Here is a 24,214-nt window from a genome sequence, read left to right as displayed (position 1 = left end):
AACGGCGCGCTGACAGCACCCTCCATCCTGCAGATTGTTACCTTCTCTGGTGCAACACTCAGATAAACGCCGCGCTGGCCGATAACAGCTTTATCTCCTCTGATATGAGCCTGCGGACATGCTTAAAAATCTTAAAATCACTCACGGTATCGCTGCTGTTCTGGTGGTCTTTGTGGCGTTACTGACCCTGACCGGATTTCTGTTCTACAACGGCGTCTCAAAAGCCGACAAAAACTTTGTTGCGGCAGAGCAGCTTACGCTGCAGCAGCAGCACCTGAGTGACGCGGTAAAAACCCTGATTAAAACCCGCGTCACCATCAACCGTGTAGCAATCCGTTTCCTGAAAAATCAGCAGGATCCAAAATCACTGGCAGCCATGGCTGCGCTGCTGGAGCAGGCTGGAAAGTCAGCCGCTGCTGCCGATGCGGACTTCAAAGCCTGGCAGGCGCTGCCGCGCAAAGAGGGCCAGGGTGAAGCCCAGGCGACGCAGGTGCAGACCGCCTACCAGCAGATGCGTGACACCATGCTGGCCTCCATTACCTTTCTGAAGCAGGGCAACTATGCGGGCTACGGCAACCTTGAAGCACAGGCGGCGCAGGACCAGCTCGACAGTACCTATGAGGCCTGGCGTGCAGTGAACATCCAGCTGATGAAAGCGTCCTCGGAGCATAACCAGCGTAGCCTGACGGATGCGCTCTGGGCGCTGCTGACTATTGGCCTGATCACCGGCGTGATTGGGGTCGCGGTCTGGATTGGGCTGCAGAAATTGCTGATTGGCCCACTGGGCAGGCTGACCGGCCATATGCGCGCCATTTCAGGCGGCGATCTGACCTCCGATATTCAGCATGAAGGCCGCAATGAGATGGGCCTGCTGATTCAGGAGCTGCAACAGATGCGCGATGCGCTGGTGGTGACCATTACCTCGGTCGATGACGCCACCCGCTCTATCTTTACCGGTGCAGCGGAAATCTCTGCGGGCAGCACCGATCTCTCTTCCCGTACCGAACAGCAGGCTGCCGCGCTGGAACAGACCGCAGCCAGTATGGAGCAGCTCACCTCAACGGTGAAACTCAATGCAGACAATGCGCAGCAGGCGACCACGGTAGCGAAAGAGGCTTCAGCCACGGCCATGCAGGGCGGTGAGACTGTCGCCCGGGTCATCGCCAACATGGATCAGATCAGCGAAAGCTCGAATCAGATCGCCGGTATCATCGCCATTATCGACAGTATCGCCTTCCAGACCAATATTCTGGCGCTGAACGCCGCCGTTGAAGCCGCGCGTGCCGGTGAGCAGGGTCGTGGATTTGCAGTGGTAGCGGGTGAAGTGCGCTCGCTGGCCGGACGCAGCGCCAGCGCCGCGCAGGAGATCCGGGGACTGATCGACCGCTCAGCCGAGCGGATTAAAACCGGTGCCGGTCATGCTTCTCAGGCGGGCGTCGCGATGGAGAGCATCGTGACGTCGGTGAGTCGTGTCACGCAGCTGATCGAAGAGATCGCGGCCTCCTCGACTGAACAGACCCGTGGCATTGAGCAGGTCTGCAAAGCGGTCTCGGAAATGGATGGTGTGACGCAGCAGAACGCCGCGCTGGTGGAGGAGTCCGCGACTGCCGCCGCCTCACTGGAAGAGCAGGCGAGCTACCTGCGTAAAACGGTATCGGTATTCAAAACCGGCACTCTGCAGGTGGCGTTCTCTGCTGCGCCGGTGGCGAAAGCCCTTGCCGTGCCAAAACTTCAGCCTGCCCGCCTGGCGGACAACGATAACTGGCAGACCTTCTGATAAAAAAAACCGCCCCTGGGGCGGTTTTTTATTTCGTGACGCGGCATGCAGCATCATGCCGCTGACATCAGGCCGGGACGGACTGTGCCTTCTGGCTGCGTGACCAGACGCGGTGCGCTTTCATCGCCTGAGTGAACTCAGACATCAGCGCGCTCTCCGCCGAGTCGCCCTGCACAATACCTTCTTCCTGATCCGCATCTTCCAGACCGAACTGCGCTTTAAAGCGTCGCGCTTCCCCTACCAGACCAATCACCTTGAGGTGCTTGTAGGCTTCCAGCAGGAAGTAACGGGCATCGCCGCTCAGCAGCAGGGCATCAATATTGCCATCCGGCACCATCACCGCATCAAAGGTCAGAGAGGGCAGACCGGCGAACGTCGCATCGACCGGCAGCACTGAACCATCATCGGCGCGCACCTGGCCCATATGCGGAGCCAGCAGTTTGGCGTGAACACCCACTGCTTTCAGCGCCTGCAAAATCGCCAGCACATCAGCCGCCTTCACACCATCGCTCAGCAGCAGTGCGACCTGGCGACCTTTGATCTCGCCATCCGGAATGGCGTAGAGGCTCAGGCTGTCATCTTTGGTCAGGCCATTCACCGGCGCAGGCGGCTGAATGTTGAGCTGCTCATCCGTCAGAGCGAGTCCCAGGTTATCCGCCACGCCCTGCGCCAGTTTAGTATCGATGCGTGCCAGATGATCCACCACACGCTCACGGATATAAGCACGCGCCACTTTACTCAGTTCAAACGAGTAGGCACCAATGATGTGCTGCTGCTCGACTTCAGTCTGGCTCAGCCAGAACAGGCGCGGCTGCGCATAGTACTCACCAAATGAGGGGCTGCGCTCGCGCACTTTATGGCCCTCAATCCGCTCCTGATAGCTCTCGAAGCCGCCGCCTTCTGCAGCAGGTGGGGTTTCACGCGGCCAGTTATCGTTGATCGAGTTCGGCTCGTAGTTCGCCGGATTGGTGTCGATATCCTGACGATGCATGCCCTGACGCTGGAAGTTATGGTACGGGCAGGTAGGACGGTTGATCGGGATCTCATGGAAGTTCGGTCCGCCCAGACGACTGATTTGCGTATCGGTATAGGAGAACAGACGACCCTGTAACAGCGGATCGTTGGAGAAATCGAGGCCCGGCACGATATGGCCCGGGTGGAACGCCACCTGCTCGGTTTCAGCAAAGAAGTTGTCCGGGTTACGGTTAAGTACCATCTTGCCGACAATCTCAACCGGCACCAGCGCTTCCGGGATCAGCTTTGTGGCATCCAGAATATCGAAATCAAATTTGAACTCATCCTCTTCCGGGATCAGCTGCAGGCCCAGTTCATATTCCGGGAAATCGCCCGCTTCAATGGCTTCCCACAGATCGCGGCGATGGAAATCGGGATCGCGACCGGTCAGTTTCTGCGACTCGTCCCACAGCAGCGACGCTTTACCGGCCACCGGCTTCCAGTGGAAACGGACAAAGGTCGCTTTACCTTCAGCGTTAATCAGGCGGAAGGTGTGAATACCAAAGCCTTCCATAGTGCGATAGCTGCGCGGAATACCCCGGTCAGACATCGCCCAGATAACGTTGTGCATGGTTTCCGGCTGCAGAGAGACGTAATCCCAGAAGGTGTCATGGGCGCTCTGGCCCTGCGGGATTTCGTTATGCGGTTCCGGCTTAACGGCATGCACAAAGTCAGGGAATTTATGCGCATCCTGAATAAAGAACACCGGTGTGTTGTTGCCCACCAGGTCAAAGACACCCTCTTCGGTGTAGAACTTGGCGGCGAAACCGCGAATGTCACGCACGGTATCAGCCGATCCTGCACCGCCCTGAACCGTGGAGAAACGCACGAAAACCGGCGTGGTCTGCTCGGGATCGCTGAGGAACTGCGCTTTGGTCAGATCTTTCAGGGAGCGGTAAGGCTGAAAATAGCCATGTGCGGCTGAGCCACGGGCATGAACAATACGTTCCGGGATACGCTCATGGTCAAAGTGCGTGATTTTCTCACGCATAATAAAGTCTTCCAGCAGCGTCGGACCGCGCGAACCGGCACGCAGTGAGTTTTGATCGTTGGCGATGCGTGTGCCCTGGTTGGTGGTGAGGGCGCGGTCGGTGCCGTTTTTGCGGCTGGCTTCAAGCTGGTCAAGTTTGGCGTTGTGCGTCTGAGGCGCTTTCAGGCTGCCTGGGGCGGTGGGCTGCTTGCCTGGCGGAGTCGGTTCGGCTGGGGGCTGATGCGAACCATCTTTTGGTGCCAGTGAACCCAGACCCGGCTCTGAGGATTCCGGACCGGTGGTCGGGGCGCGCTCGCTCAGGGGTTTCTTCTCTGTTTCTTTCGACATTAATTCATGCTCCAGCTGTTATTTTACTTTCGACGACACTAAATATAGAACAACCTGAACAATACTGAGGTTAAATCGGGCATTTAACTGTGACGACTGTGCCTTTTTTGTCCGCCAGAAATGCGCACTTATCTCTCAATCCGGATTATCGCTTCGCTTATTCATGCCTTGTGCCGTCTGGCTTAACGGCGTGTCAGCCCGCGCCTGCTATACGGAAAGTGTGCTTTCAGAGGATGCAGAATCTGCCGCCGCAGGAGGCGCTCATTGCCTGATGCAGGGCATTAACCGATTAATAAAATTAATGCTGGCGTTTGCTGCTTTTGGTTGAAGTTAGAAATGTTATATCATAACATTTCATTTTGTAACGTTGACCGGGGTATCAGACTTTGATGAATCATGCAGGTAAATGGATTGGGCTACTGGGCGCACTGTTAGTCAGCCAGCCGTCGCTGGCACATGGCACGCATGCACATGGAAAACCGTTGTCAGCCCTGGAGCAGAAAGCGGCAGAAGGGGTTTTTGCTGACAGCGATGTGAAAGATCGTCCGCTCGCTGACTGGGATGGCCTGTGGCAGTCGGTTTATCCGCTGCTGCAAAGCGGGGAGCTGGACCCGGTCTGGCAGAAGAAAGCGCAGCAGGATCACAGCAAAACGGCAGAGGAGTATAAAGCGTATTACCGCAAAGGCTATGCCACCGACGTCGATACCATCGGTATTGAAAATGGCGTGATGGAGTTCCACATCGGCGACCAGGTCAGCGCCTGCCACTACCGGTATGCGGGCCACAAAATCCTGACCTATGCCTCAGGTAAAAAAGGGGTGCGCTACCTGTTTGAATGCCAGGACGCGGGCAGCAAAGCGCCGAAATATGTGCAGTTCAGCGACCACACCATCGGGCCGCGTAAATCTGCCCATTTCCATATCTTTATGGGCAACGATTCTCAGCAAGCCCTGCTGGCGGAGATGGATAACTGGCCGACCTATTATCCTTACCAGATGATGAACTCACAGGTCGTGGAGGAGATGCTGCACCACTGAGTGCCGGGCCGGTGTCAGATGCTCCGCGGATCAGAGCTGTTTCGCAAGGATAGCGACTGGATTCATTTCCCCCGTTTGAGGAAATATAGATCCTTGAGTTAAGTTAACTCATGAGTTAACTTAACTCCAACGGAGGATCTATGTTTGAGATAACGATACACAAGGACGCGCTCACTGAAATTAAGGCAATGCCAGAGATGCTCCGGGCTAAGCTGGCCCGGCAAATAGATAAACTGGCTGCCCGTGGAACTGATTTGAGAGAGCCGGATACCAAACCGTTAGGGTCGGGTTTTTTTGAGCTCAGGGCGAAGGCCAATGAGATTGGGCGAGCGGTGTATGTTTACCAGAAAGGCAGACGTATTTTTATCCTGAAAGCTTTTGTGAAAGAGACAAAGAAAACGCCAGCAGCAGTCATGACGGCAGCGGCGCACCGTTTAGAGGAGATGTTAAACGATGAGTAAGAAATCAGTTGCGTGGACGACGGCCCGCAAAGAAATTTTATCTGATCCGGCTGTTCGCGAACATTACGAGGCAGAAGTTCGGGCAGAGCACCTGCGCGAGCAGTTAGCCAAATGGCGGGAAAGCGCCGGAATGACCAGCGCTCAGGTCGCGGAGGCGCTCGGTGTCAGCCCGTCGGCAGTGTCACGCACCGAGCGTCGCGCAGATAAAGCCACAGTTGAAACACTCGCCCGCTATGCCCGTGCCTGTGGCGTTGAAAATCCCCAGATCTCTCTTTGATTGAGAGATGATGGCAGGTGCCAGAACAATGCTGGCCCTGCTATTTATCTTGCCTGCTATCAAGCAAACTTTCTTTCCGGTGCACACGCACCCCCTCCACGGGTTTTATCCCACCCAGGCCGGGCGGCGCGAGGCGGGTATACCCTTAACCACACGCTGATAGGAATCCTCTACCAGCTGCTGAATCAAGCCAGGCGAGAGGTCGTCACCGGGATAGGCCGTGATCCAGTGACGTTTATTCATATGATAACCGGCGGTGATCGAGGGATAAATCACCCGGTGCAGCTCCGCCTGCTGCGGTTCGCATTTCAGGGTGATAATCGGCACACCCCGTAGTTCGGTCAGCAGTAAAAACACTTTTCCACACACTTTATAGACCTGATGTTCCGGCCCGAATGGATAGCTGCATTCAGCGGCGGGCAGCCGCTCAGCCGCTTCAATGGCGATGCGCTGGATCTCATGGCCCTGCATAGTGAGTCTCCCTGTAATTATTCAGCCTGAGTCTGCGGCCCGCGACTGGCTGGTCGCCAGGGGCCTGTTACACTTCTGATAAGCATAAATCAGGAGCAGACATGAAATTAGGCTTTGCATGTAAGTATCTCAACAGCGATGGCAAACAGTTTTTCCCGCTTCGCGCCACCACCCGTAAACGGTTTCTGAGTTTATCGCACGATGAACGTCATCAGCTGATCTATGAGATTACCGTCACTAACCTCAACAATCTCTACCTGACGCTTGAGCATCTGGCCACCTTACCTGAGCCACTCAGGATGATGCGTATTGGCAGCGATCTGTTACCGCTCTATACGGTTCCCGAGGCCACGCCACTGTTCACCGAATTTCTGCCCGAACTCTATCCGCTCTTTGCCCGCTGTGGCGAGCTGGCGCGGGCGCATCACATCCGTCTCTCATTCCATCCAGGACAATATACCGTGCTCGCCTCCGATAATCCCGATGTGGTGGTGCGCGCGCTGGAGGATGTGGAGTATCACACGCTCTGCGCCTGTCTGATGGGATATGGCAAGACCTTCCAGGATTTTAAAATCAACATTCATATGAACGGCAAGGCGGGATTCGACGGCTTCAAACGGTCGTTTAATCAGCTCAGCCCGGAAGCGCGGCGGATGCTGACGGTGGAGAATGATGAGATCTCCTGCTCGCTGGATGACGTGCTGCAGGCAGCACCGCTCTGTCCGGTGGTGCTGGATATTCACCATCACTGGGTAAAAGAGAGTGAGTTTATTCAGCCGGATGACGCGCGTGTTGCCAGAGTGATCGATTCGTGGCGCGGCGTGCGGCCGGTGCTGCACTATTCGATTTCGCAGGAGGGGATGATTCCGCAGGAGGGCTGGCCCGATCAGCAGCAGCTGGGCGTGAGCAAAAGCAAGCTGCGGGCGCACTCTGACTACTTCTTTAACCCGACGCTGAATGCATGGGCACTGTCGTTTCAGGATTTCGATATCATGTGCGAAGTGAAAATGAAGAATCTGGCGCGGGAACAACTCTACCAGTGGGGGATAACACAGAAGCTAATAGCTAATCCCCTGGCCGAAGAGACCAGGGAATCGGCGAACGTTAAATAATGGCCACACCGCCCGTCACGGCGATGGTCGCTCCTGAAATGTAGCTGGCTTCGTCACTGGCCAGCATCACATAGGTTGGCGCCAGTTCAGCAGGCTGACCGGCACGCTGCAGCGGCACTTCGCTGCCAAAGTTCTTCACCTGTTCAACCGGCATGGTCGACGGGATCAGTGGCGTCCAGATGGGGCCAGGCGCGACCGCATTGGCACGGATACCTTTTTCAGCCAGTAAGGCTGCCAGGCCGCCAGAGAAATTAACGATGGCGGCTTTGGTGGCGGAGTAGGCGAGCAGCTTCGGTTTCGGCTGGTCAGCATTGATCGAGGCCGTATTAATGATCGATCCACCAGCAGGCATATGCCGTGTTGCCGCTTTAGTGATGTAAAACATCGCGTAAAGGTTGGTCTTCATGGTCCGGTCAAACTCTTCGTCGCTGATCTCATCCAGCGATTCGCGCGTCATCTGATACGCCGCGTTGTTCACCAGAATATTAATCTCACCAAAGGCTTCGACGGCTTTATCGACCAGGGCGTTGCAGTGTGACGCCTCAGTAATATCGCCAGGCACCAGAACCGCTTTCTGTCCCGCTTCTTCAACCAGCCGGGCGGTATCCTGCGCATCCTCATGTTCATCAAGATAGGAGATCAGGACATCGGCCCCTTCCCGGGCAAAGGCAATGGCGACAGCCCGGCCAATGCCGGAATCGCCACCGGTAATAATGGCTTTTTTCCCCGTGAGGCGGCCGGAGCCCTGATAACTCTGCTCGCCGTGATCGGGCTGAGGCTGCATCGCCGCGGTTTTACCCGGTGGCGTTTGTTGCTGTTCGGCAAAAGGGGGTTGCGGGCGTTGAGTCGATGACATGAATATTCCTCCATAAAAATCCGTTAGCGTAAAACAACCGGTCCGGGTCACACCGCGCGGTGTGGCCCGGACCGGCACGCCTGTGTCAGTTAAGGCTTCGGTGACGTAATGCCGTCAATCTGCTCTGACTGCGCACCAGAACCGGGACGCGCATTGCCGAGCAGCGGCTCATCACCCAGAATCTCTGGCTGCTGTTTCGCGCTGAACTGACCATGGCCATCGTAAGCCGGGCCACTGCTCCAGCGACCTTCCGGCAGCGGTTTATCCAGCGAGGTATTCAGACAGTAGTAAGAGTGCTCCTGCGCCTCATGCTCCTGCGGGAAGCTGTTCGGGATCGGCAGCGACGCGTTCAGTCCGCCCATCTCTTCGATCACCGCCAGCCACTGCTGCTGGTGCATAGTGTCACGGGCGATCAGGAAGGAGAGGAAGTCCTTCATGCCCTTGTCTTCCGTCATGTTATAGAGGCGGGTAGCCAGTACGCGGCCCGTGGCTTCTGCGGTGACGTTAGCCAGCATATCGGCCGCCACGTTGCCGGACGCATAGATATGACTCATATCAAAAGGCATGCCGTTGGCGTTAACCGGCATCGCTGCCAGACCGGAAGAGAGGATATGGCGCGGGTTCATTCCACCCAGAATTGCATTAACTACCGGATCTTTCGCTGACGCTTCCTGCTAAGAGAGCGGGGCGCCTTCAAGGTTAAGCGCCACGGCGTAGCCCAGCATTTCGATATGGCTCAGCTCTTCGGTAGCGGTCGAGATCAGCAGATCACGAATCCGCACATCACCGCGCGCGCCCATCGCCTGGAAAAAGTATTGCATCGCTACACGAATCTCACCTTCGACGCCGCCGATGGCCTGCTGGAGCAGCATGGCAAATTCTGGATCGGGTTTCTCTACACGAACCGGGAATTGAAGTTTTGATGAATGATGAAACATGATTATTTTCCTCGTCTGTGTTTGCAGTGGATGCAGAAAAAGCCTGGACACAGATATCGGATAAATAAAGCGAAACGACAGCAAATAACCGGAATTTCAGGTTGAATAAATGGCGAAAACGGTGTTTTCCGGAGCTATATCTGGTCCGGTGGGGCAGACAATCTTAGCGGTGTGAAGGGGACAAGTGATTCAGAGCAGGAGAAATAAAAAAAGCCCCATAACAGGGGCTGATTCCGGACGGGAAAAGCATCCATGCTAATTCGCGTTCCCTCATAACAGACACAGATTTTTAGCTGTCGCTGGTCGCCGAAGCGCGCTGCAGAACATGTTCAAGCGCCTGACGGTAAATATCCTGCTTAACCACGTCACGCTCACTCTCCAGGCGGTGAATCAGGCCCAGCACAATGTCTTTATCGGAGACATGGGTTTTCGCATGGGCGAGTTCGGCATGGACTGCGGCGATAACCTGTTTTTCAGTGGTCAGCGCTGTGCCAGAGTTCATGAAGTAATCAGAAATCTGAGACTCTGTATTCATCGTTGTTTGCATGTCAGGCCTCATAAGAAATGGGGGGAAGAACGCGTCGATTCAGATCCGGTCACCGGCTGACGCAAAAAAAAAATGCATCTGAAGGTGGAAATCCACAACACCTTCAGATGCGGTGCAAAGCACCTTTCGTTACAAGTGATTTAACATCACGAGACAAAGTTATACAAGAATCGCAAAGTTGTACAATGAAATTTGACAAAATTTAACTGGTCGGTGGTGTATATAAAAAGCATGTTTAAAGTGAAAAAAGAGGTTTTCGATGGTTAATTGAATAAATACAGTGAGTTGTTGAGGTTTTCAGAGGGGTGCGATTTTCAGACCAGCAGGCTGGGGATTGTGCTGACGACACATCAACGCGTTAAAACCGCTTTTTTCCGCAGATTTCAGCCAAAGTTGTACAGGTTTCAGGGCAGGAAAAGCGGCTGGCGCGATTGTGCTGCTGCAATCCTGGCCGTCTGACAGGCCATGCCGCATAATTCACTTCCCACGCCTGATGCAGAAGGCTAAGGTTGACCCCTTATTTATCACAAGGAAATGATCATGGTTCACGACTATTTCGCAATTCCGCCTGCGGGCATGACTCAGGAACAACATAAACGTTCGGTCGCCGTGGCTGCTGCTCTGTCAGTGGCAAAGGAGTCCGTCAGCGCCTCCACCTCTGCAACCGGCTCAAAAACCGCCTGGGATCTGCAGGCCGTGGCGAATGAAGTTGCTAATCTGGCCGACGCGATTCAGGATGCGCTGGAGAGTGACAGCGAGGTGTAAATACTAACCGGTATCGTCTGAGGCTGCTGCGGAGGCGGTGCAGGACAGGGCGGTGGCAGCGTTCAGGAGCCGGTAAAGTCCGGCAATCGGACGCTGCCGGAAAATCCGCTTATTCCATTGCGGGTGGCTCATATTTAATATACTGACGCAGGGCATCATGGATAGCCTGATTATTGCCCTCTTCCAGACCGCGTTCGGCATACTCTTTCGCCAGCGCCGCCAGTACATCGTCGAACTTCCCTTTGTAATTGAGATTATTCAGCGCAATTTGCTGACCGAGTATCGCTTTTAATACCGTAGTCTCAACCCTTAACTGCGCAACTGCCTCTTCAAGATGTTTGATTCGATTGTCGTCTGCCATAACCCCTCCATGCTTAAAAAAGCAGAATAACCAGCCCGCCCGTAATATTCAAACCTCTCCGAATGCCAGAGAAGCGTTGTCAGATTTTCCTTAAGTAAAAATAATCAGCCGGTGAATTTATAAGATTCTTTACTGTAAGAAGAAATCGACGCTATTCCGGCGGTGCGGCGAAAGTAACCCGTTTCCGCTTACTCTGACGGCAATGCGAAAAAACGTTTAAAAAAAAGTGCATTACCATCAACCCTTTCGCTTAAAGATGTTCCATGTCACTTGATTAAAAGGGGGATTAGCTATTACTGTGTTTATATACAGTAATCTGAAAAAGGAGCGAAATTATGGAATTCATTAAACCTGCGGACATTCGTGCCGTTATGCCTTTACCGCTATATATCGAACGTGTGCCGTGCGGGTTTCCATCCCCGGCGCAGGATTATGTCGAACAACGTATTGATCTCAATGCGCTGATGGTCCAGCACCCCAGCGCCACCTATTTTGTCCGGGTCAGCGGCGAGTCAATGATTGAGGCGGGCATCAATGATGGTGACATGCTGGTGGTCGACAGTTCACTCACCGCCTCACACGGCGATATTGTTGTCGCCGCGGTCGAAGGTGAATTCACCGTTAAACGTCTCCAGCTTCATCCCTGCCTGCAACTGATGCCGATGAATACCAAATTTAAACCGATCGCTATCCAGACCGAAGATGCGCTGGAGGTGTTTGGCGTTGTGACCTTTGTTATTAAAGCGACCCACTGACCATGTTCGCGCTGGTCGACGTAAACAGCTTTTACGCGTCGTGTGAAACCGTTTTCCGGCCTGATCTTAAAGGTAAACCGGTAGTAGTGCTGTCGAACAACGACGGCTGCGTGATTGCGCGCAGCGCCGAGGCAAAGAAAGCCGGCATCAAAATGGGCGCGCCCTATTTTAAGATGCGTGAAGAACTAACGCGTCACGCGGTGCAGGTCTTCAGCTCAAATTATGCGCTCTACGCCGACATGAGCCATCGGGTGATGACCATACTGGAAGAGATGGCGCCGTCGGTGGAGATCTACTCGATCGACGAAGCGTTTATGGATCTCACCGGCGTGCAGAACTGTATGGCGCTGGAGACCTTTGGTCGCCAGGTCAGAGAACGAATAGGCAAAGAGACCCATCTGACCGTGGGCGTCGGCATTGCACAGACTAAAACGCTGGCCTTATACAGTGATCAATAATTTTTGAACAACCTCAATACTGTAGCCTCCCAAACTTGTGCCAGTAGCATATGTAGTTAACGGGGAACAGGTCACCGATCAGTTGCTGGATGACTTAATCCGGCGGTTAATAGGTAAAGAGGCGGACTATTCTCGGATCGTGGCAAGGCTTGCAGGCCGCTAGGGTAAAAGAAGCCTGAAAACGTGAAACGATGAAAGGAAATACTACAATAATAATGAAACCTTTAGGGTAAAGGAGCCGGTCTTCGTATGAATGCATAAATGGTCTCCTTAAGGTGTAGGAAAACATCAGTACTCCTCAGGCATCCGATCTATACTGGCCTGCAGGAAATTCAGGCAACACGCCACATAATGTGACCAATGTTGAAAGCATGGATGCAGAGAATAATAAGCTTTATTAACATTTTCACTTCCGCATTGCTTCAGGCATATAATGGTGCGACCTCATAAAAACATTCTTACTACTGCACATCATGTAAGCTGGTTGAAGCCCCGGCTGCCTGCATGAATTTTATTCAAGGATAAAAAATGAAATTATTACGCTGGGCATTGGATGCATGTAGAAAATTAGAGGCCTGCCTGACCAGAATGCAGCCTGATGAAGATACTGTGCCAGATTACGGCTTTACGGCGCTTACACCAAAAAAAATTCCCCTGACTCCTTCTAATGAATACTTCAGGGCGCTGAAATTTGCCCTTTCACAAAAAAGCGTCAGAAATATAGCCGTTACGGGTTCGTATGGAGCGGGGAAAAGTACCGTCATAAATTCCTATCTTGAGGAGTATGAAAAAGGGCATTTTATAAACGTCTCACTTGCGGGGTTTGATATGCCGGGGAATGGCAATCCCGCAAAGTCTCAAGAAGTTGAACTGAGCATTCTGCAGCAGATACTCTATAAAAAAAACAGAGATGCGCTCCCTGATTCAAGGATAGATCGCATCCTGAACAGAAATAAAGCTCATATAGGCCGAGTTTTTTGGTCATCGCTAAAAATCCTTCTTCCCTTATGCGGGATTTTATTTCTTTTATTCCACGAGAAAGCGCACCAGTCTACCGGGGTGCCTGATCATTTATATAATATAATAAACTCATTACCTTATGGTAAAATGGCTGCTCTGTTTATCCTGTCTCTTGCAACGCTTTATTATATTGTAGAGTGCGCCTCAAAAGTTGGAGTTTTTGATAAAAAAATAAAGCTCAACAAGGTCGGACTGCTCAGTGGTGAAATGGAACTCGACAGCAAAGAGGCATCATCGCTGCTCAATAATTGCTTAGATGAGATAGTCTATTTTTTTTCAAAGCTTGAAGAATACCGCATCGTTATTTTCGAAGACCTAGACAGGCTTAAAAACCCTGAAATATTTGTCAAGCTGAGAGAAATAAACAAGATCGTCAATAATAACCTGTCAGATGACAAGCCACTGCGCTTTATCTACGCTGTACGCGACGACATATTTTCTGGTGCGACCTCGCGTACCAAGTTTTTTGACTTCATTGTGCCCATTGTGCCGGTTATGGACAGCAGGAACGCATTCTCGTTGCTTAACAAAAAAATGAGCGAGATGATCCCCGGAGGCGAAGAGTGCCTGCGCGGAACAGCTACGTATATAAGCGATATGCGCTCGCTACAGAATATTGTAAATGAATATCGTATATTCAGTGCGATGGTTGATAACAATAATCGTCAAGTCAGCCTTTACGCCATGGTGTTCTATAAGAACATTTTTGCGCATGATTACAGCCTTATCGATAGAAACATAAGCTTGCTTTACCGATTTGTTTACCAGTACCGTACACAATCTCTTCATGAGCAATATTTTACCGGCCTTGATGAGCGCATTGATTCCCTAAGCCGAAAACTGACTGAGATCCGTAGTGAAAAATCCAGCACTGCTGAGGACGTCAGAAGAAGTTTAATTTCTTTATATCTGCCGGAGAAGTTAACGGGAATGGTTCATTTCTTTAAACAAACAAAAACTGTCGGATATCACCAACCAGCACCCCAGCAGGCTGATACGAACCAGCTCATTAGCGATGAGTCTGTATTCGAGAGTTTTTTTTCCAGTACAGATATCTCAATAGGCTACATATCCCAAAACAGGTATATTACTCAGGAATTAACTGACGCTGAGCGAACTAAAATTTCTGATAGTTATCAGCGCCGGAAGGAACTTGTCGGTGAAGAAAAAGAGAGGAATTTCATCAGGGTTCAGGGCGAGCTGAAGCAGGCCCGCGAAGATAAACGCCGTCGGAATGCCATCTCCTTAGCAGAATTGGTTAACTTGCTGCAAAAGAAGAAGTTTGACGCCATTGCTTCACAATATATGGATGATATTGATACGCATGACTTCCTCAGTGCAGATCACAAAAAAGCCGTCAGGGATGAAATGCGTTACGGCGGCGCGGATGCGCTTTATCTGCTGCTGTCACGAGGCTATCTCGACCAAGATTTCATGCGATCCCGTTCCGTTTTTCATGACGGTGGCCTGTCCGTAAACGACAATGAGTTTATCAAAAACGTGGCCCTCGGCCTGTCCGCCACCCGTTCCAACGAGGACATAGCATTAGATGATATCAGCGGTGTCATTCTTGAAATCGGCGCGCAGCATCTTCTGCACCATGATGCGAGCCTTCATCATCAGATAATTGCTCACATGCTTGAAACTGGCGACGGGCGCCTCGATGAAATGCTTGCCACGCTCTTCACTAAATCCGGGGAGCATGTTCTCAGCCTGATGGTTACGCTGGAGTCCCGTTTTGCAGAGCCCGGCAGTTTTGCCTCACTGCTTGTGCGAGCGCTGGATAAAAACTACTACCTGGATGTTCTGGTTGCGCACCTCAGCGAGGCGGATAATGGAGGGACTTATTCCCGGCTCGCTGCGACCGTTATCTCCCTTATCGCGCCCGATCGCTCAGAAAAGCGCAATGATTACCGGCACTACGTGGAGTCACTTGGCACCGGTATTGCAGACTTTCTTGAGCCTGAGGAGGTTCAGCCATTTATGGCTCATATCGCAGGCCTCGAAGTGCGATATGAAAAGCTGAGCACCCCTCTTTCCGATGCCGAGCAGGACTGCGTGCGCTTTATCGGTGAGAAGTCACTGTATCTTCTTACCGGAGAAAACGTGGGGATAACACTTGCTGCTCAGCTGACTGAGGGGCAGACTACCCCTGAAGAGTGCAGAGCTTTGCCTTGGACGACCGCGCAGATGCACGCGCTTCCAGCGCTCGAGTACTTCAGTGAGAATGCTGATAAATTCGTGGGGGCGGTGTTCCTCAGCTCACATGAGCATGGACAGGCCGTTATTGATGTGCTCGCGCTTGAAGCGCTGAGCGATGAAATGAAGATTAGGATTGTCAGGGAAATGAAATTCTGCCTAGACAGCCTTTCGGCGGTACCTTCCGAACCCACCCTCACGGACGCGACCCCGGCGCTGTCTTTCCATGACCTGTTCTATCGCCACGACCGGATACAGGCCGAATGGCCTGAACTGATTCAGTACATCTGTGAAGACTGCAATATGCAGGTTCTGACTGCATTTATGACGCGACACGCCGGTACGTTGTCACTCTCCGGCCCAGAGGTAAGTCAGGGCGATATTTACGAATTACTTTATATGAAGGTTATCTGTAATGCGGAATTCAGCGACGAAGATTACAGAAAGATTATGACTCACGTAGAAATCAATACGTCCTATCTCGATGAAGATATCGGTAAAGATCGGCTTATTCACCTGCTGGAAATGAACAAAATACCATTGTCCGAAGAGAATTTCACTCGCGTAATTAAAAATGCATCTGAAACTGACCGCAAATTCTTGATGGCGCTCGCAGGCTGGTTCTGCCGATATCAGGATGTCTTTATGACAGCAACCGATTTATATCTGCATAAAGAAGAGAGCGAGGAGATATTTACTAGCCTACTGGGCCAGCTTATGCATTCTCCCTTATCTTCTAATGATAATAAAATGGCGCTTTATCTTCACTATGAGGAGTATTATTTAGATGGCGACGAAGGTGATATTAATCTGCCGCAGGATATAAAAATATCCGCTTTCTTTGCCACCACGTCTCAGGAAATGAAGATGCGTTTAATGACTTCACTCATCGCCACAAACTACCGTGATAAAAAAAGGCTGGCCGAGATGGTGGGGAAAATGGACGAAAGGGAGCTGCAAAAAATATTCACTCAGAGCACCGCAGCCACCCTTACGCTTAATGACCGGGATATATGCGTGCCGCTGCTTGATGCATTACGGGAAGCCGCAATGATTAAAGGCTACGAGTTCAGGGACAATGGGAAACTTTTTGTGACCATCAGGCGTTCGGTATCTGAAAACGAAGAGTAAGCACGCACGGGCAGGGGACCGGCAGCCGCCCTATAAGAGAAAATGGGCAGATTACGAGCAGGCGGCGCTGTGTGAAATATGAGGAAGCATCAGGGGTAATAAATGTCGCCAGAATTCACGCAGCATTGCCAGCGGATAAAGAGAGTTTATGCCGCTACCGGTATTAAATGGCCAGTACGGTTTGGGTATCCGATGGATTCGCTTCAGAGCTGCGCGAGCGTCTGCAGCATTTCCGGGTTCTGCTGCACCATACGGATCAGTAGAACAGCCTGAGCATTAGGTTTAGCACGGCCCCGCTCCCAGCTTTTGTAGGTGCTCTCCCCCGTATGGAGATAATACGCAAAAACTGCCTGTGAAAGATTGAGTTTTTCGCGCAGGTCGTGCAGCTCCTGCGGCGCAATAGTGTCGGGCTCGCGCGTGCTTATCTTACAGGTCTTGAGCGTGAGTTTTCTATCCTGATGGTCCTGAAGCTCCAACATACCCGTCATCAGTTCACTGAAAATGTAGCGTTCAGTCATGTCTCAGCCCCTTCTTAATCACGTTCAGCGTCTCCGGCAGGGCATAGCGCTGCTGCTTGATCAAATCTTCACGTTGATTTTTATCATGGATGGTAAATAGGATAAACAGACTTTTCGTTTGTACAACAGTTGATAACTCTAATCTCGCCTCTTGAGCCCGTTTTCCGCCGCTCGTCACTGAACCGGACTTTACGCAAGCTGCGTAACTGCATATTACTTGACCATCGCCAACAAAAATTTTCGCTCCGCTGATGGGCTGAGTAATGCCTGTTTGAGCGGCTGCTTTGTGCCAACTGCGGAAGTTGGAGTGCCAGAGACTCTAAAAGTTGATGGTTCTTTTTGCAGCGATGCTTACAAGACTATGCAAATTTTTTTAGGTAATGTGTTTTGATGTTAAATAATCTGCTCATTTGGATTTTAAGGCTCAAACCCTGAGAAACTGATATCAGTTAGACTATGCAACAATTAAGATAACTTATTTGGCTTAAGGTCATATTCAACCCGAATCGTCTTTAAAAGACGTGATCCAGATACCCCAATATCTCCATGCTTCATTTTTGAGGAAAACCGTATGGACAAAGAAGCTGATAAATACCTGGATGTACTTAAAAGCTGGGAAAATCATCTCTTCAATTTCAATATCGCTGTCCCCCATACAAACACACCAGGACTAAGAAAACCGCAGTTAGCCGCCATTTATGCAACCTTGGGGCATTTGGTGATAGACCCTTCTACACCAGCAACGGTGGTGATGCCAACGGGCACAGGTAAAACAGATACCATGCTTGCACTACTCATCTCTGGAAAAATGAAAAGAACCCTAATTCTTGTTCCATCAGATGCACTCAGAAGTCAGTTAGTTGGAAAATGTGAAAACTTTAAGACATTGCGCAGCGTAGGCGCAGTTTCCGAAAATGCGCTAAACCCGGTCGTTTGTTCAATCAACTCTGAAATGACTGAGAAGGACGTTCTTAAGCTTTCCAGTTCAAATGTTATTGTTGCTACTCCTCAAGCATTACGATTATTCAACGGGGCAGCCATGAAAGCCCTAGGGGATATGTGCAGCCACCTTTTTGTTGATGAAGCTCATCATGTTGCAGCAGACAGTTGGGATAGCATTAAAAAGGTTTTCATCGGAAAACCATGCATCCAGTTTACAGCAACGCCATTTAGAGAAGATCGTTTGGCTTTAGAGGGTAAGATTATATATAACTACCCTCTGAAAGATGCACAAAATGATGGTTATTTCAAAAACATCGAGTTTCACCCAGTGAGGGAATATAATTTAGATATTTCTGATCAAGCTATAGCTGATAAAGCTGTTGAGCTTTTGAGGAAAGATATTAACGCTGGTTTAAATCATTTGATGCTAGTACGAGCAAAATCTCAAACGCGTGCCGAATCTCTTTACAAGATTTACAGCGCCTTTACAGAATTTAGCTCCATATTAATACACAGCAAAGTGCCAGATCGGGCTAGAACTTTTGCAGAAATAATCCAGAAAAAATATCGTATCATTGTTTGCGTAGACATGCTTGGTGAGGGGTTTGATTTGCCCGAGCTTAAAATCGCTGCAATCCATGACCAACATATAAGCCCAGCGGTCACACTACAGTTTATTGGTCGTTTAACAAGAGTGGATGACTCACTGGGCGATGCCAAATTTGTTGCCAACATTGCTAATCAAAGGACTGATCATCAAATGTCAGACCTTTACAAGGAGAGTGCTGACTGGGGAAAAGTCATCCGCGATGTGAGTGAGGAGAAAGTACGCGCCGAGATTGAAAAAGAAGAATTTAATGAACAGTTCTCGGAAGACAAAGAATCTGATTCTATTTTTGGACTGAATCCAAATCCAAAAGTGAGTGCAATGGCATATCATTTATCACCAAAGAACTGGAAACCAGAAAAAGCCCATGACTTTAATGGTCGTAGAGAAAAACTGAAATATATCTCCATAAATGATAATGCTGATACAGTCATCTTAGTCACTAAACGTGACACTTTAGTTGGATGGGCCCATACAGAGGAGATTTTTGATACCAACTGGGTCTTGTATCTTGCATTTTACAATAAAACTGAAAACACACTTTTCATTCACACCTCTGGTGACGAGACGCAATCCTCCCAGTTCCTTAAACTAATTGCTAATGATGCTGTACGTATAAATGGAGAGCCAACGTTCCGCTCCCTTCATAATATAAAATTGATAAAACTGCAAAACGTAGGATTATCTCGATCCCGAAAAGACCTGAGATTTACCATGCATGTCGGGCACGATATCAATCAAGTGATAAGTGACATTGAAAAAGGCAATGCAAAAAAATCAAATGTTTTTGCCACTGGGTTTGAACTGGGTGAAAGAACAACTTTAGGCTGCTCATACAAAGGAAAAGTATGGGAGATGAATTCAGCACCCATCAACGATTGGATTGAATGGTGTAAACGTATATCAACAAAACTCAATGACAAGACAATCGATCCTGGCGATGTTTTGAAAAACGTGATGAGGGCGGAAAAAATCGATAAAGCTTGGCCTAATGGCTTATTTTACTGTGATTGGCCTGAGTCAATCGCAATTGAAACAGAGCAAAAAATTTTTCTTTCTTTCCAAGGAGAAAGATACAACCTTCTGGATATTGTTTTAGGTAAGCCAAATAAAGATAATGACCTCACCCTTAGCGTTCCTGTACTCACTTTCGATAAAAATGGAACAGAGAAACATCTTACAAGAATTTATATTAACTTACTGTCAGATGGTTACAAAACCCACTGCCCTGATCTCAAAATCATCTTCTCCCAGGAAGTACCTCTCGATGAGTATCTGGATAGTGAAGCCCCGGTGTTGCTGTGTGTTGACGGATCAATGGTCAACGGAAATTACCGTTACTACTCACCTAACAGTGTTAATGTCAAGCTGCCCAAAGATTTTCTCGAAACATGGGACTGGGGAACAACTAAAATCCATCAGGAATCGATGCGTGCAGAAAGGCGAACAGACAGCGTACAAGGCTTCACGTACCAAAAGATTGCTGATGAATACAGTATTGTTTTCAATGACGATGGTGCAGGCGAAATAGCTGACCTTGTTGCAATTCGCGTTAAAAAAGACATAATCCACATCAGTTTATTCCACTGTAAATACTGTCCTTTGACCGATGGTGTCGCTACTCCGGGTGCTCGTGTGAGCGATGTTTATGAAGTCTGCGGCCAGGCATCCAGATCTGTGAAATGGCTATATACAGGTGAGAAATTTTTTGACCGCATGCTGGATCGTTACCAAAAATCTCTCCCGACGGGTTTCGATCGAATTCTTAAGGGGTCGCCACAACAGCTTGAAATATTGCGCAATAAGTGCCATGACCATGAACTGGCTTTTAATTTTATCATCGTCCAGCCCGCTGTTTCCGCCCAAAAAATATCCGAAGAACAGCTGGCAGTTTTAGGAACAAGCTATTCATATATTAAAAGCATTTCAGGTTCAGACATAAAGGTTATCGTCAGCCCTTAAAATCAGAGTTTATCAATCGCTTTATGGGGAGCGGGTCACCAACCGACATTACTAACTGAAGGTTGTATCAAATACTGGGGGCAGGTCAGGCGGTCCATAAGGAGAAGGGCTGACTATGTAGATTTTCCCCATCTTCCAAGGTGGGGCCGTGTTCAGTCTGACCCAATGCTCGAATCTTTCATCGCTATTATCACCACAATAAAAACTATCGCATACTTTAGCTACAGACCATTTTCCGGAACATATATGCAACTGTTCATCGGTGACCAAAACAACCCGAGAATCTAAAAGTGAGTGAATAACGTCGAAAATATTATTTAATTCATATTTAGATTGATATTCACAGAGTATTTTTCCTTTTATCTCCTGTGGGCCATGCGCATGTAGTAGACGCAAAAGTTCTTTTTCAAGAAAAGATAGCTTTATAGGTGACCATTGTGTTTTAGATACCTGTCTTTCAGGAACAGGACCCGGTACAATGAATGTGTACCATCCCATTTTTTCACTTTCAACTACTGGCTTACTCAAAATTAGAGGATAGAGAATTTCCTCATTTTGATCGTCTCCCCTGTTAGGTTTTATTCCTAACAATAGTTGTATGCGGTCAAATAATAACTCCATGATAAGTAAAATTGGGTTTGCATTACTTGAACCCAGCCAGCACCACCCATCTTCTTCATTCCAGAACCCCTTATAAGGCATCCCATTCATTTTAATTAATGAATATCCATCGCTTATCATCAAATTCGGCATATTTTGCATGCCATATCCCGGTTGAAACTCTTTATTTTCATAAATCTTATGGACGCTTGCTCGAAGTGCGTCTTCACTTTTGAAACCATTATAACCAATCGCAATTCGTAATGGAGTTAGCCAGTCTCTAACGAGGCTTTGATAAACTACACGCTGATGTAGTGGTAGTTTATGATTTTCCTCATAATGACATGGCCATACGCCAAAAAGGTTAACAAACTCCTGAGCTGGCCTAATAGTGTTGAAATTAAGAGTTCCCTTGTCTTGCTTAACCTGATAGTCTAATTTAGATAATTGAAAGACTGCATTCAAATGCTGATAAACGTTTTCTATTTCACGCGAAAACAAATTTTTCTTTATTTCAAAAACTGCCACGACCTTATCTATCGGGTAAAAAAATTCATCCGTATTTGGAATTCTCTCTCCTTCACCTATAACGATCATGCAATCGATCTGGCCAGAGTGATTATCACCTGATCGAATGATACCTGATACGACCTTAAGATCAGGATGTGATAGGTCTATTTTTTCTAGTATTTTTTTAGTGGCCCCTTCATACATATTTCCGATCAGTGTAGGGTGCTTAACTACGTGATTATTCATCTCTTTTTTTTCATCAAGCATCAGTTTCCTGATTAACTCTGATAATACATTCATATATGTACCCTTCATTCAATGAACTAATTTAATATGTGTTGATTTATGGCTTCTGATAATATACCGATCTAAATTTTAGCCTAGAGGATATAAGTCAAAAGAGAATGATTTTTTATCACTGTCTTAATTGCCGTGTACGTATATTTTTTGCAAGTGACATTTACGCACGCCAAATTTGGAAAGTGAATTATATTGGAACCTGAATTTATTTTCAGGGCAGCAATACAATCATCAAAACTTTAAATTCCTCTAAAGTGATGAGTTAAACTGCATACACTGGTAGTATATACAGTTAATTTATTAATATAACCCTATCATGAACCCACACAACAATAAATAGATTAAGGTAGTTACACGTTACCTTTTTTTAGAACTATGTTGCTCATGATTCTATTTCTATTACAAAACGAGATTTCCGTTGAAATTTCTTGTCGCCCCATGGCATCATTCGTTGTTTGGGATAAGTTATATAAAGCCATCGCTTAGCTCTTGTTACTGCGACAAATGCGTTATTTCTTTCCTCATCAAGTTCTTTTACAGTATTGGCTCTATAGTCAGGGAAAACCCCTTCACACATACCAATTAAAAACACGATATCCTTTTCCAGACCCTTCATTGTGTGTACGGTACTTAATGTCAAGCCGTCGTCAGGGGTATCGTGCGAAAGCTGTCCGAGAGCTAACGCATTGCGAAATGCAACCAGAGAATCTCCAATTCCTTTCCGTTTGAAGCGTGTCCAAGTGCGATTAAATTCATCAAGTTCTTCAATGCTGAGCTTAACATCTTCTATTTTATCGTCAGAAACACCGCTGTTCTTTTCAACCAATGATGTGAGAAGTCCGTTAAAATCCTTTACAAGCTTAGGGATTTTGGGACTTTCGACCTCCAATCCATCGACAGCAAAAAGAAGTTTTGCGAATACATCGGAGTACTCGTCAACTGATGATGAAATTTGAGCTGCCATTTCCTCCAATACACTAGCTGTCCAATTTTCTGGCTCAGCGATATTTAGTATCTGGCATAACTTCTTCCCATCTACCCAATCTTTAGGGTTCAGTTTCACCCGAATAGCATAGTCTAATATCTTGCCGAATCTAGTCGAGGGTTCAAGCTGTCTTTCACCTTTTCTCAAAGAGTAAGGTATTGAATTATCTTTAAGAGAACTTTCAAGCTTACTAAAAACAAAACGGTTGCGGCCAATCACTACCATATTTTTCAGTGAAATCTCACCTTCAATTTCGCCGTCAACTCTCAAATCCAAAAGATTTTTAACAGTGGTAACAATCGCTGCAGCCTCATCCTCTTCCGTATCAAATTCTGAAATCCATACACCACCTTCTAGAGCATAATCAATTTCTGCTTGTGAGCCTGGCCGCAACTTGTTTGCTGCACGTATAACAGCTTTAGAGCTACGATAATTTTCTTTAAGTTCAAAGCATTGTGGGGTGAAGTCATCTACAAAGTTGGTGCAGAGATAGTCTTTCGAGGACCCGTTAAATCCATAAATCATCTGATTAGGATCACCTACCATAAAAATGCTTTTTATAACATCACCGCAAAGTACCCTGATAAATTCATATTGTGCTTTATTAAGGTCTTGAGCTTCATCAACGCAAATATGTTTATACTGAGACCGGTATATTTTTGCGATCCAATCATGTGTTAGTAAAATTTTATGTGCATATACCAAAATATCATCATAGTCGATACCACCACTATTAAGCAATGCAGACTGATAGTCTTGATATATTTTCCAGATATTATTATTTGGATATAGCTCAGCCACCTCAAGATCAGTAAGTAACTCCCTCTTTATTTTCGAAAATATATCCATAAAGGATTGCAGGTTTTTTTCTCTGCTTTTTAATTCTCTCGAATCAGTGATATTTAGATACTCATCTATATTAATTCCATCTTCGCGTAAAGATTGTATAAAGACTTCCATTCGGTCTTTATCTCTATCATATATGTGTAACTCCGTGGGTAAACCAACGGTGTGTCCATATTTTTCCAAAATACGCTGTGCGACCGAATGTATTGTAGCGATCCAAACCCTATCTTCTACTTGCTCAAAATCAGCTAAACGTGCACTCATTTCCTCCGCTGCTTTGTTTGTGAAGGTAAGAGCGATGATGCCTTCTTTTTTAGTTTTATCCAAAATATGACGAACACGCTCTGTTAACACACGTGTTTTGCCTGAACCAGCTGATGCAAGCACCTGAACAGCTGAGTTTATAGGAGCTTCAATAATCTTACGCTGAGCATTTGATAGATTCAT

Annotated in this window: 17 protein-coding genes and 2 pseudogenes; 10 read left to right on the top strand and 9 right to left on the bottom strand. The window is 48.4% G+C overall.

Annotated elements, in window-relative coordinates; genetic code table 11:
* Window positions 1–118: 118 nt before the first annotated feature.
* Entirely contained in the window at window positions 119–1,777 is a 1,659-nt protein-coding gene (locus HFD95_RS01920; protein ID WP_167429766.1) for a methyl-accepting chemotaxis protein, read from the top strand.
* 67 nt (window positions 1,778–1,844) lie between these two features.
* On the opposite strand, the gene katE is transcribed toward HFD95_RS01920, so the two are convergent.
* On the bottom strand, window positions 1,845–4,109 hold the full coding sequence (katE, locus tag HFD95_RS01915) for a catalase HPII (RefSeq protein ID WP_010245500.1): 2,265 nt from the start codon (window positions 4,107–4,109) through the stop codon (window positions 1,845–1,847).
* A gap of 389 nt (window positions 4,110–4,498) precedes the next feature.
* Between katE and zinT the strand changes: the two genes are divergently transcribed.
* The 3 genes from zinT (at window position 4,499) to HFD95_RS01900 (ending at window position 5,884) form a co-directional block, all read left to right on the top strand.
* Window positions 4,499–5,146, top strand: coding sequence for a metal-binding protein ZinT (gene zinT / locus HFD95_RS01910; protein ID WP_010245496.1), 648 nt, complete (start codon window positions 4,499–4,501; stop codon window positions 5,144–5,146).
* A gap of 140 nt (window positions 5,147–5,286) precedes the next feature.
* On the top strand, window positions 5,287–5,607 hold the full coding sequence (locus HFD95_RS01905; protein ID WP_010245489.1) for a type II toxin-antitoxin system RelE/ParE family toxin: 321 nt from the start codon (window positions 5,287–5,289) through the stop codon (window positions 5,605–5,607).
* Complete coding sequence (locus HFD95_RS01900) at window positions 5,600–5,884, top strand: helix-turn-helix transcriptional regulator (protein WP_010245485.1); 285 nt, start codon at window positions 5,600–5,602, stop codon at window positions 5,882–5,884. Before HFD95_RS01905 ends, HFD95_RS01900 begins: the two co-directional genes overlap by 8 nt.
* A gap of 105 nt (window positions 5,885–5,989) precedes the next feature.
* On the opposite strand, the gene HFD95_RS01895 is transcribed toward HFD95_RS01900, so the two are convergent.
* Complete coding sequence (locus HFD95_RS01895) at window positions 5,990–6,355, bottom strand: MmcQ/YjbR family DNA-binding protein (RefSeq protein ID WP_010245482.1); 366 nt, start codon at window positions 6,353–6,355, stop codon at window positions 5,990–5,992.
* Between the two features lie 101 nt (window positions 6,356–6,456).
* Here HFD95_RS01895 and HFD95_RS01890 point away from each other — a divergent pair, with 101 nt between their 5' ends.
* Complete coding sequence (locus tag HFD95_RS01890; protein ID WP_061703998.1) at window positions 6,457–7,467, top strand: UV damage endonuclease UvsE; 1,011 nt, start codon at window positions 6,457–6,459, stop codon at window positions 7,465–7,467.
* On the opposite strand, the gene HFD95_RS01885 is transcribed toward HFD95_RS01890, so the two are convergent.
* The 3 genes and pseudogenes from HFD95_RS01885 to HFD95_RS01875 form a co-directional block, all read right to left on the bottom strand.
* Window positions 7,460–8,323 carry an SDR family oxidoreductase gene (locus HFD95_RS01885; RefSeq protein ID WP_033786215.1) on the bottom strand — a complete coding sequence of 288 codons (864 nt, stop codon included), beginning with the start codon at window positions 8,321–8,323 and terminating at the stop codon, window positions 7,460–7,462. The two genes, HFD95_RS01890 and HFD95_RS01885, sit on opposite strands and share 8 nt — an antisense overlap.
* A gap of 89 nt (window positions 8,324–8,412) precedes the next feature.
* Window positions 8,413–9,261, bottom strand: a pseudogene (locus HFD95_RS01880) (manganese catalase family protein).
* Window positions 9,262–9,550: 289 nt separating this feature from the next.
* Window positions 9,551–9,808 carry a biofilm development regulator YmgB/AriR family protein gene (locus HFD95_RS01875; protein ID WP_022625723.1) on the bottom strand — a complete coding sequence of 86 codons (258 nt, stop codon included), beginning with the start codon at window positions 9,806–9,808 and terminating at the stop codon, window positions 9,551–9,553.
* A gap of 540 nt (window positions 9,809–10,348) precedes the next feature.
* Here HFD95_RS01875 and HFD95_RS01870 point away from each other — a divergent pair.
* Window positions 10,349–10,573, top strand: a complete 225-nt coding sequence (locus HFD95_RS01870) for a hypothetical protein (protein WP_010245468.1) — start codon at window positions 10,349–10,351, stop codon at window positions 10,571–10,573.
* A 109-nt stretch (window positions 10,574–10,682) separates the two neighbouring features.
* Here HFD95_RS01870 and HFD95_RS01865 read toward each other — a convergent pair whose 3' ends face one another.
* A complete protein-coding gene (locus HFD95_RS01865; RefSeq protein ID WP_167429765.1) occupies window positions 10,683–10,934 on the bottom strand; it encodes a hypothetical protein in 252 nt (83 codons plus the stop codon).
* Window positions 10,935–11,269: 335 nt separating this feature from the next.
* Here HFD95_RS01865 and umuD point away from each other — a divergent pair, with 335 nt between their 5' ends.
* The 3 genes and pseudogenes from umuD to HFD95_RS21960 all read left to right on the top strand — a co-directional run bounded on the left by umuD (window position 11,270) and on the right by HFD95_RS21960 (window position 16,497).
* Window positions 11,270–11,689, top strand: a complete 420-nt coding sequence (umuD, locus tag HFD95_RS01860) for a translesion error-prone DNA polymerase V autoproteolytic subunit (RefSeq protein WP_010245460.1) — start codon at window positions 11,270–11,272, stop codon at window positions 11,687–11,689.
* Window positions 11,690–11,691: 2 nt separating this feature from the next.
* Window positions 11,692–12,129, top strand: a pseudogene (locus HFD95_RS01855) (DNA polymerase V subunit UmuC); the annotation flags it as partial.
* A gap of 546 nt (window positions 12,130–12,675) precedes the next feature.
* A complete protein-coding gene (locus tag HFD95_RS21960; RefSeq protein ID WP_181955246.1) occupies window positions 12,676–16,497 on the top strand; it encodes a P-loop NTPase fold protein in 3,822 nt (1,273 codons plus the stop codon).
* 203 nt (window positions 16,498–16,700) lie between these two features.
* Here the strand turns inward: HFD95_RS21960 and HFD95_RS01845 are convergent, their stop codons facing one another.
* The gene (locus HFD95_RS01845; protein WP_167429764.1) at window positions 16,701–17,015 is read right to left on the bottom strand and encodes a DNA-binding transcriptional regulator; all 315 of its coding nucleotides are present in this window, start codon (window positions 17,013–17,015) and stop codon (window positions 16,701–16,703) included.
* A gap of 571 nt (window positions 17,016–17,586) precedes the next feature.
* Between HFD95_RS01845 and HFD95_RS01840 the strand changes: the two genes are divergently transcribed.
* Complete coding sequence (locus tag HFD95_RS01840; RefSeq protein WP_167429763.1) at window positions 17,587–20,526, top strand: DEAD/DEAH box helicase; 2,940 nt, start codon at window positions 17,587–17,589, stop codon at window positions 20,524–20,526.
* 51 nt (window positions 20,527–20,577) lie between these two features.
* Here the strand turns inward: HFD95_RS01840 and HFD95_RS01835 are convergent, their stop codons facing one another.
* Together HFD95_RS01835 and HFD95_RS01830 are read right to left on the bottom strand one after the other, a co-directional pair.
* Window positions 20,578–21,903, bottom strand: coding sequence for a DUF6602 domain-containing protein (locus HFD95_RS01835; protein WP_243208615.1), 1,326 nt, complete (start codon window positions 21,901–21,903; stop codon window positions 20,578–20,580).
* A gap of 415 nt (window positions 21,904–22,318) precedes the next feature.
* Complete coding sequence (locus tag HFD95_RS01830) at window positions 22,319–24,214, bottom strand: ATP-dependent helicase (RefSeq protein WP_167429761.1); 1,896 nt, start codon at window positions 24,212–24,214, stop codon at window positions 22,319–22,321.

The sequence above is a fragment of the Pantoea sp. EKM10T genome (assembly GCF_011800685.1).
Classification (GTDB): domain Bacteria; phylum Pseudomonadota; class Gammaproteobacteria; order Enterobacterales; family Enterobacteriaceae; genus Pantoea; species Pantoea agglomerans.
Note: the sequence above shows the minus strand (reverse complement) of the source record. Positions and strands in the feature narration are given on the sequence as shown.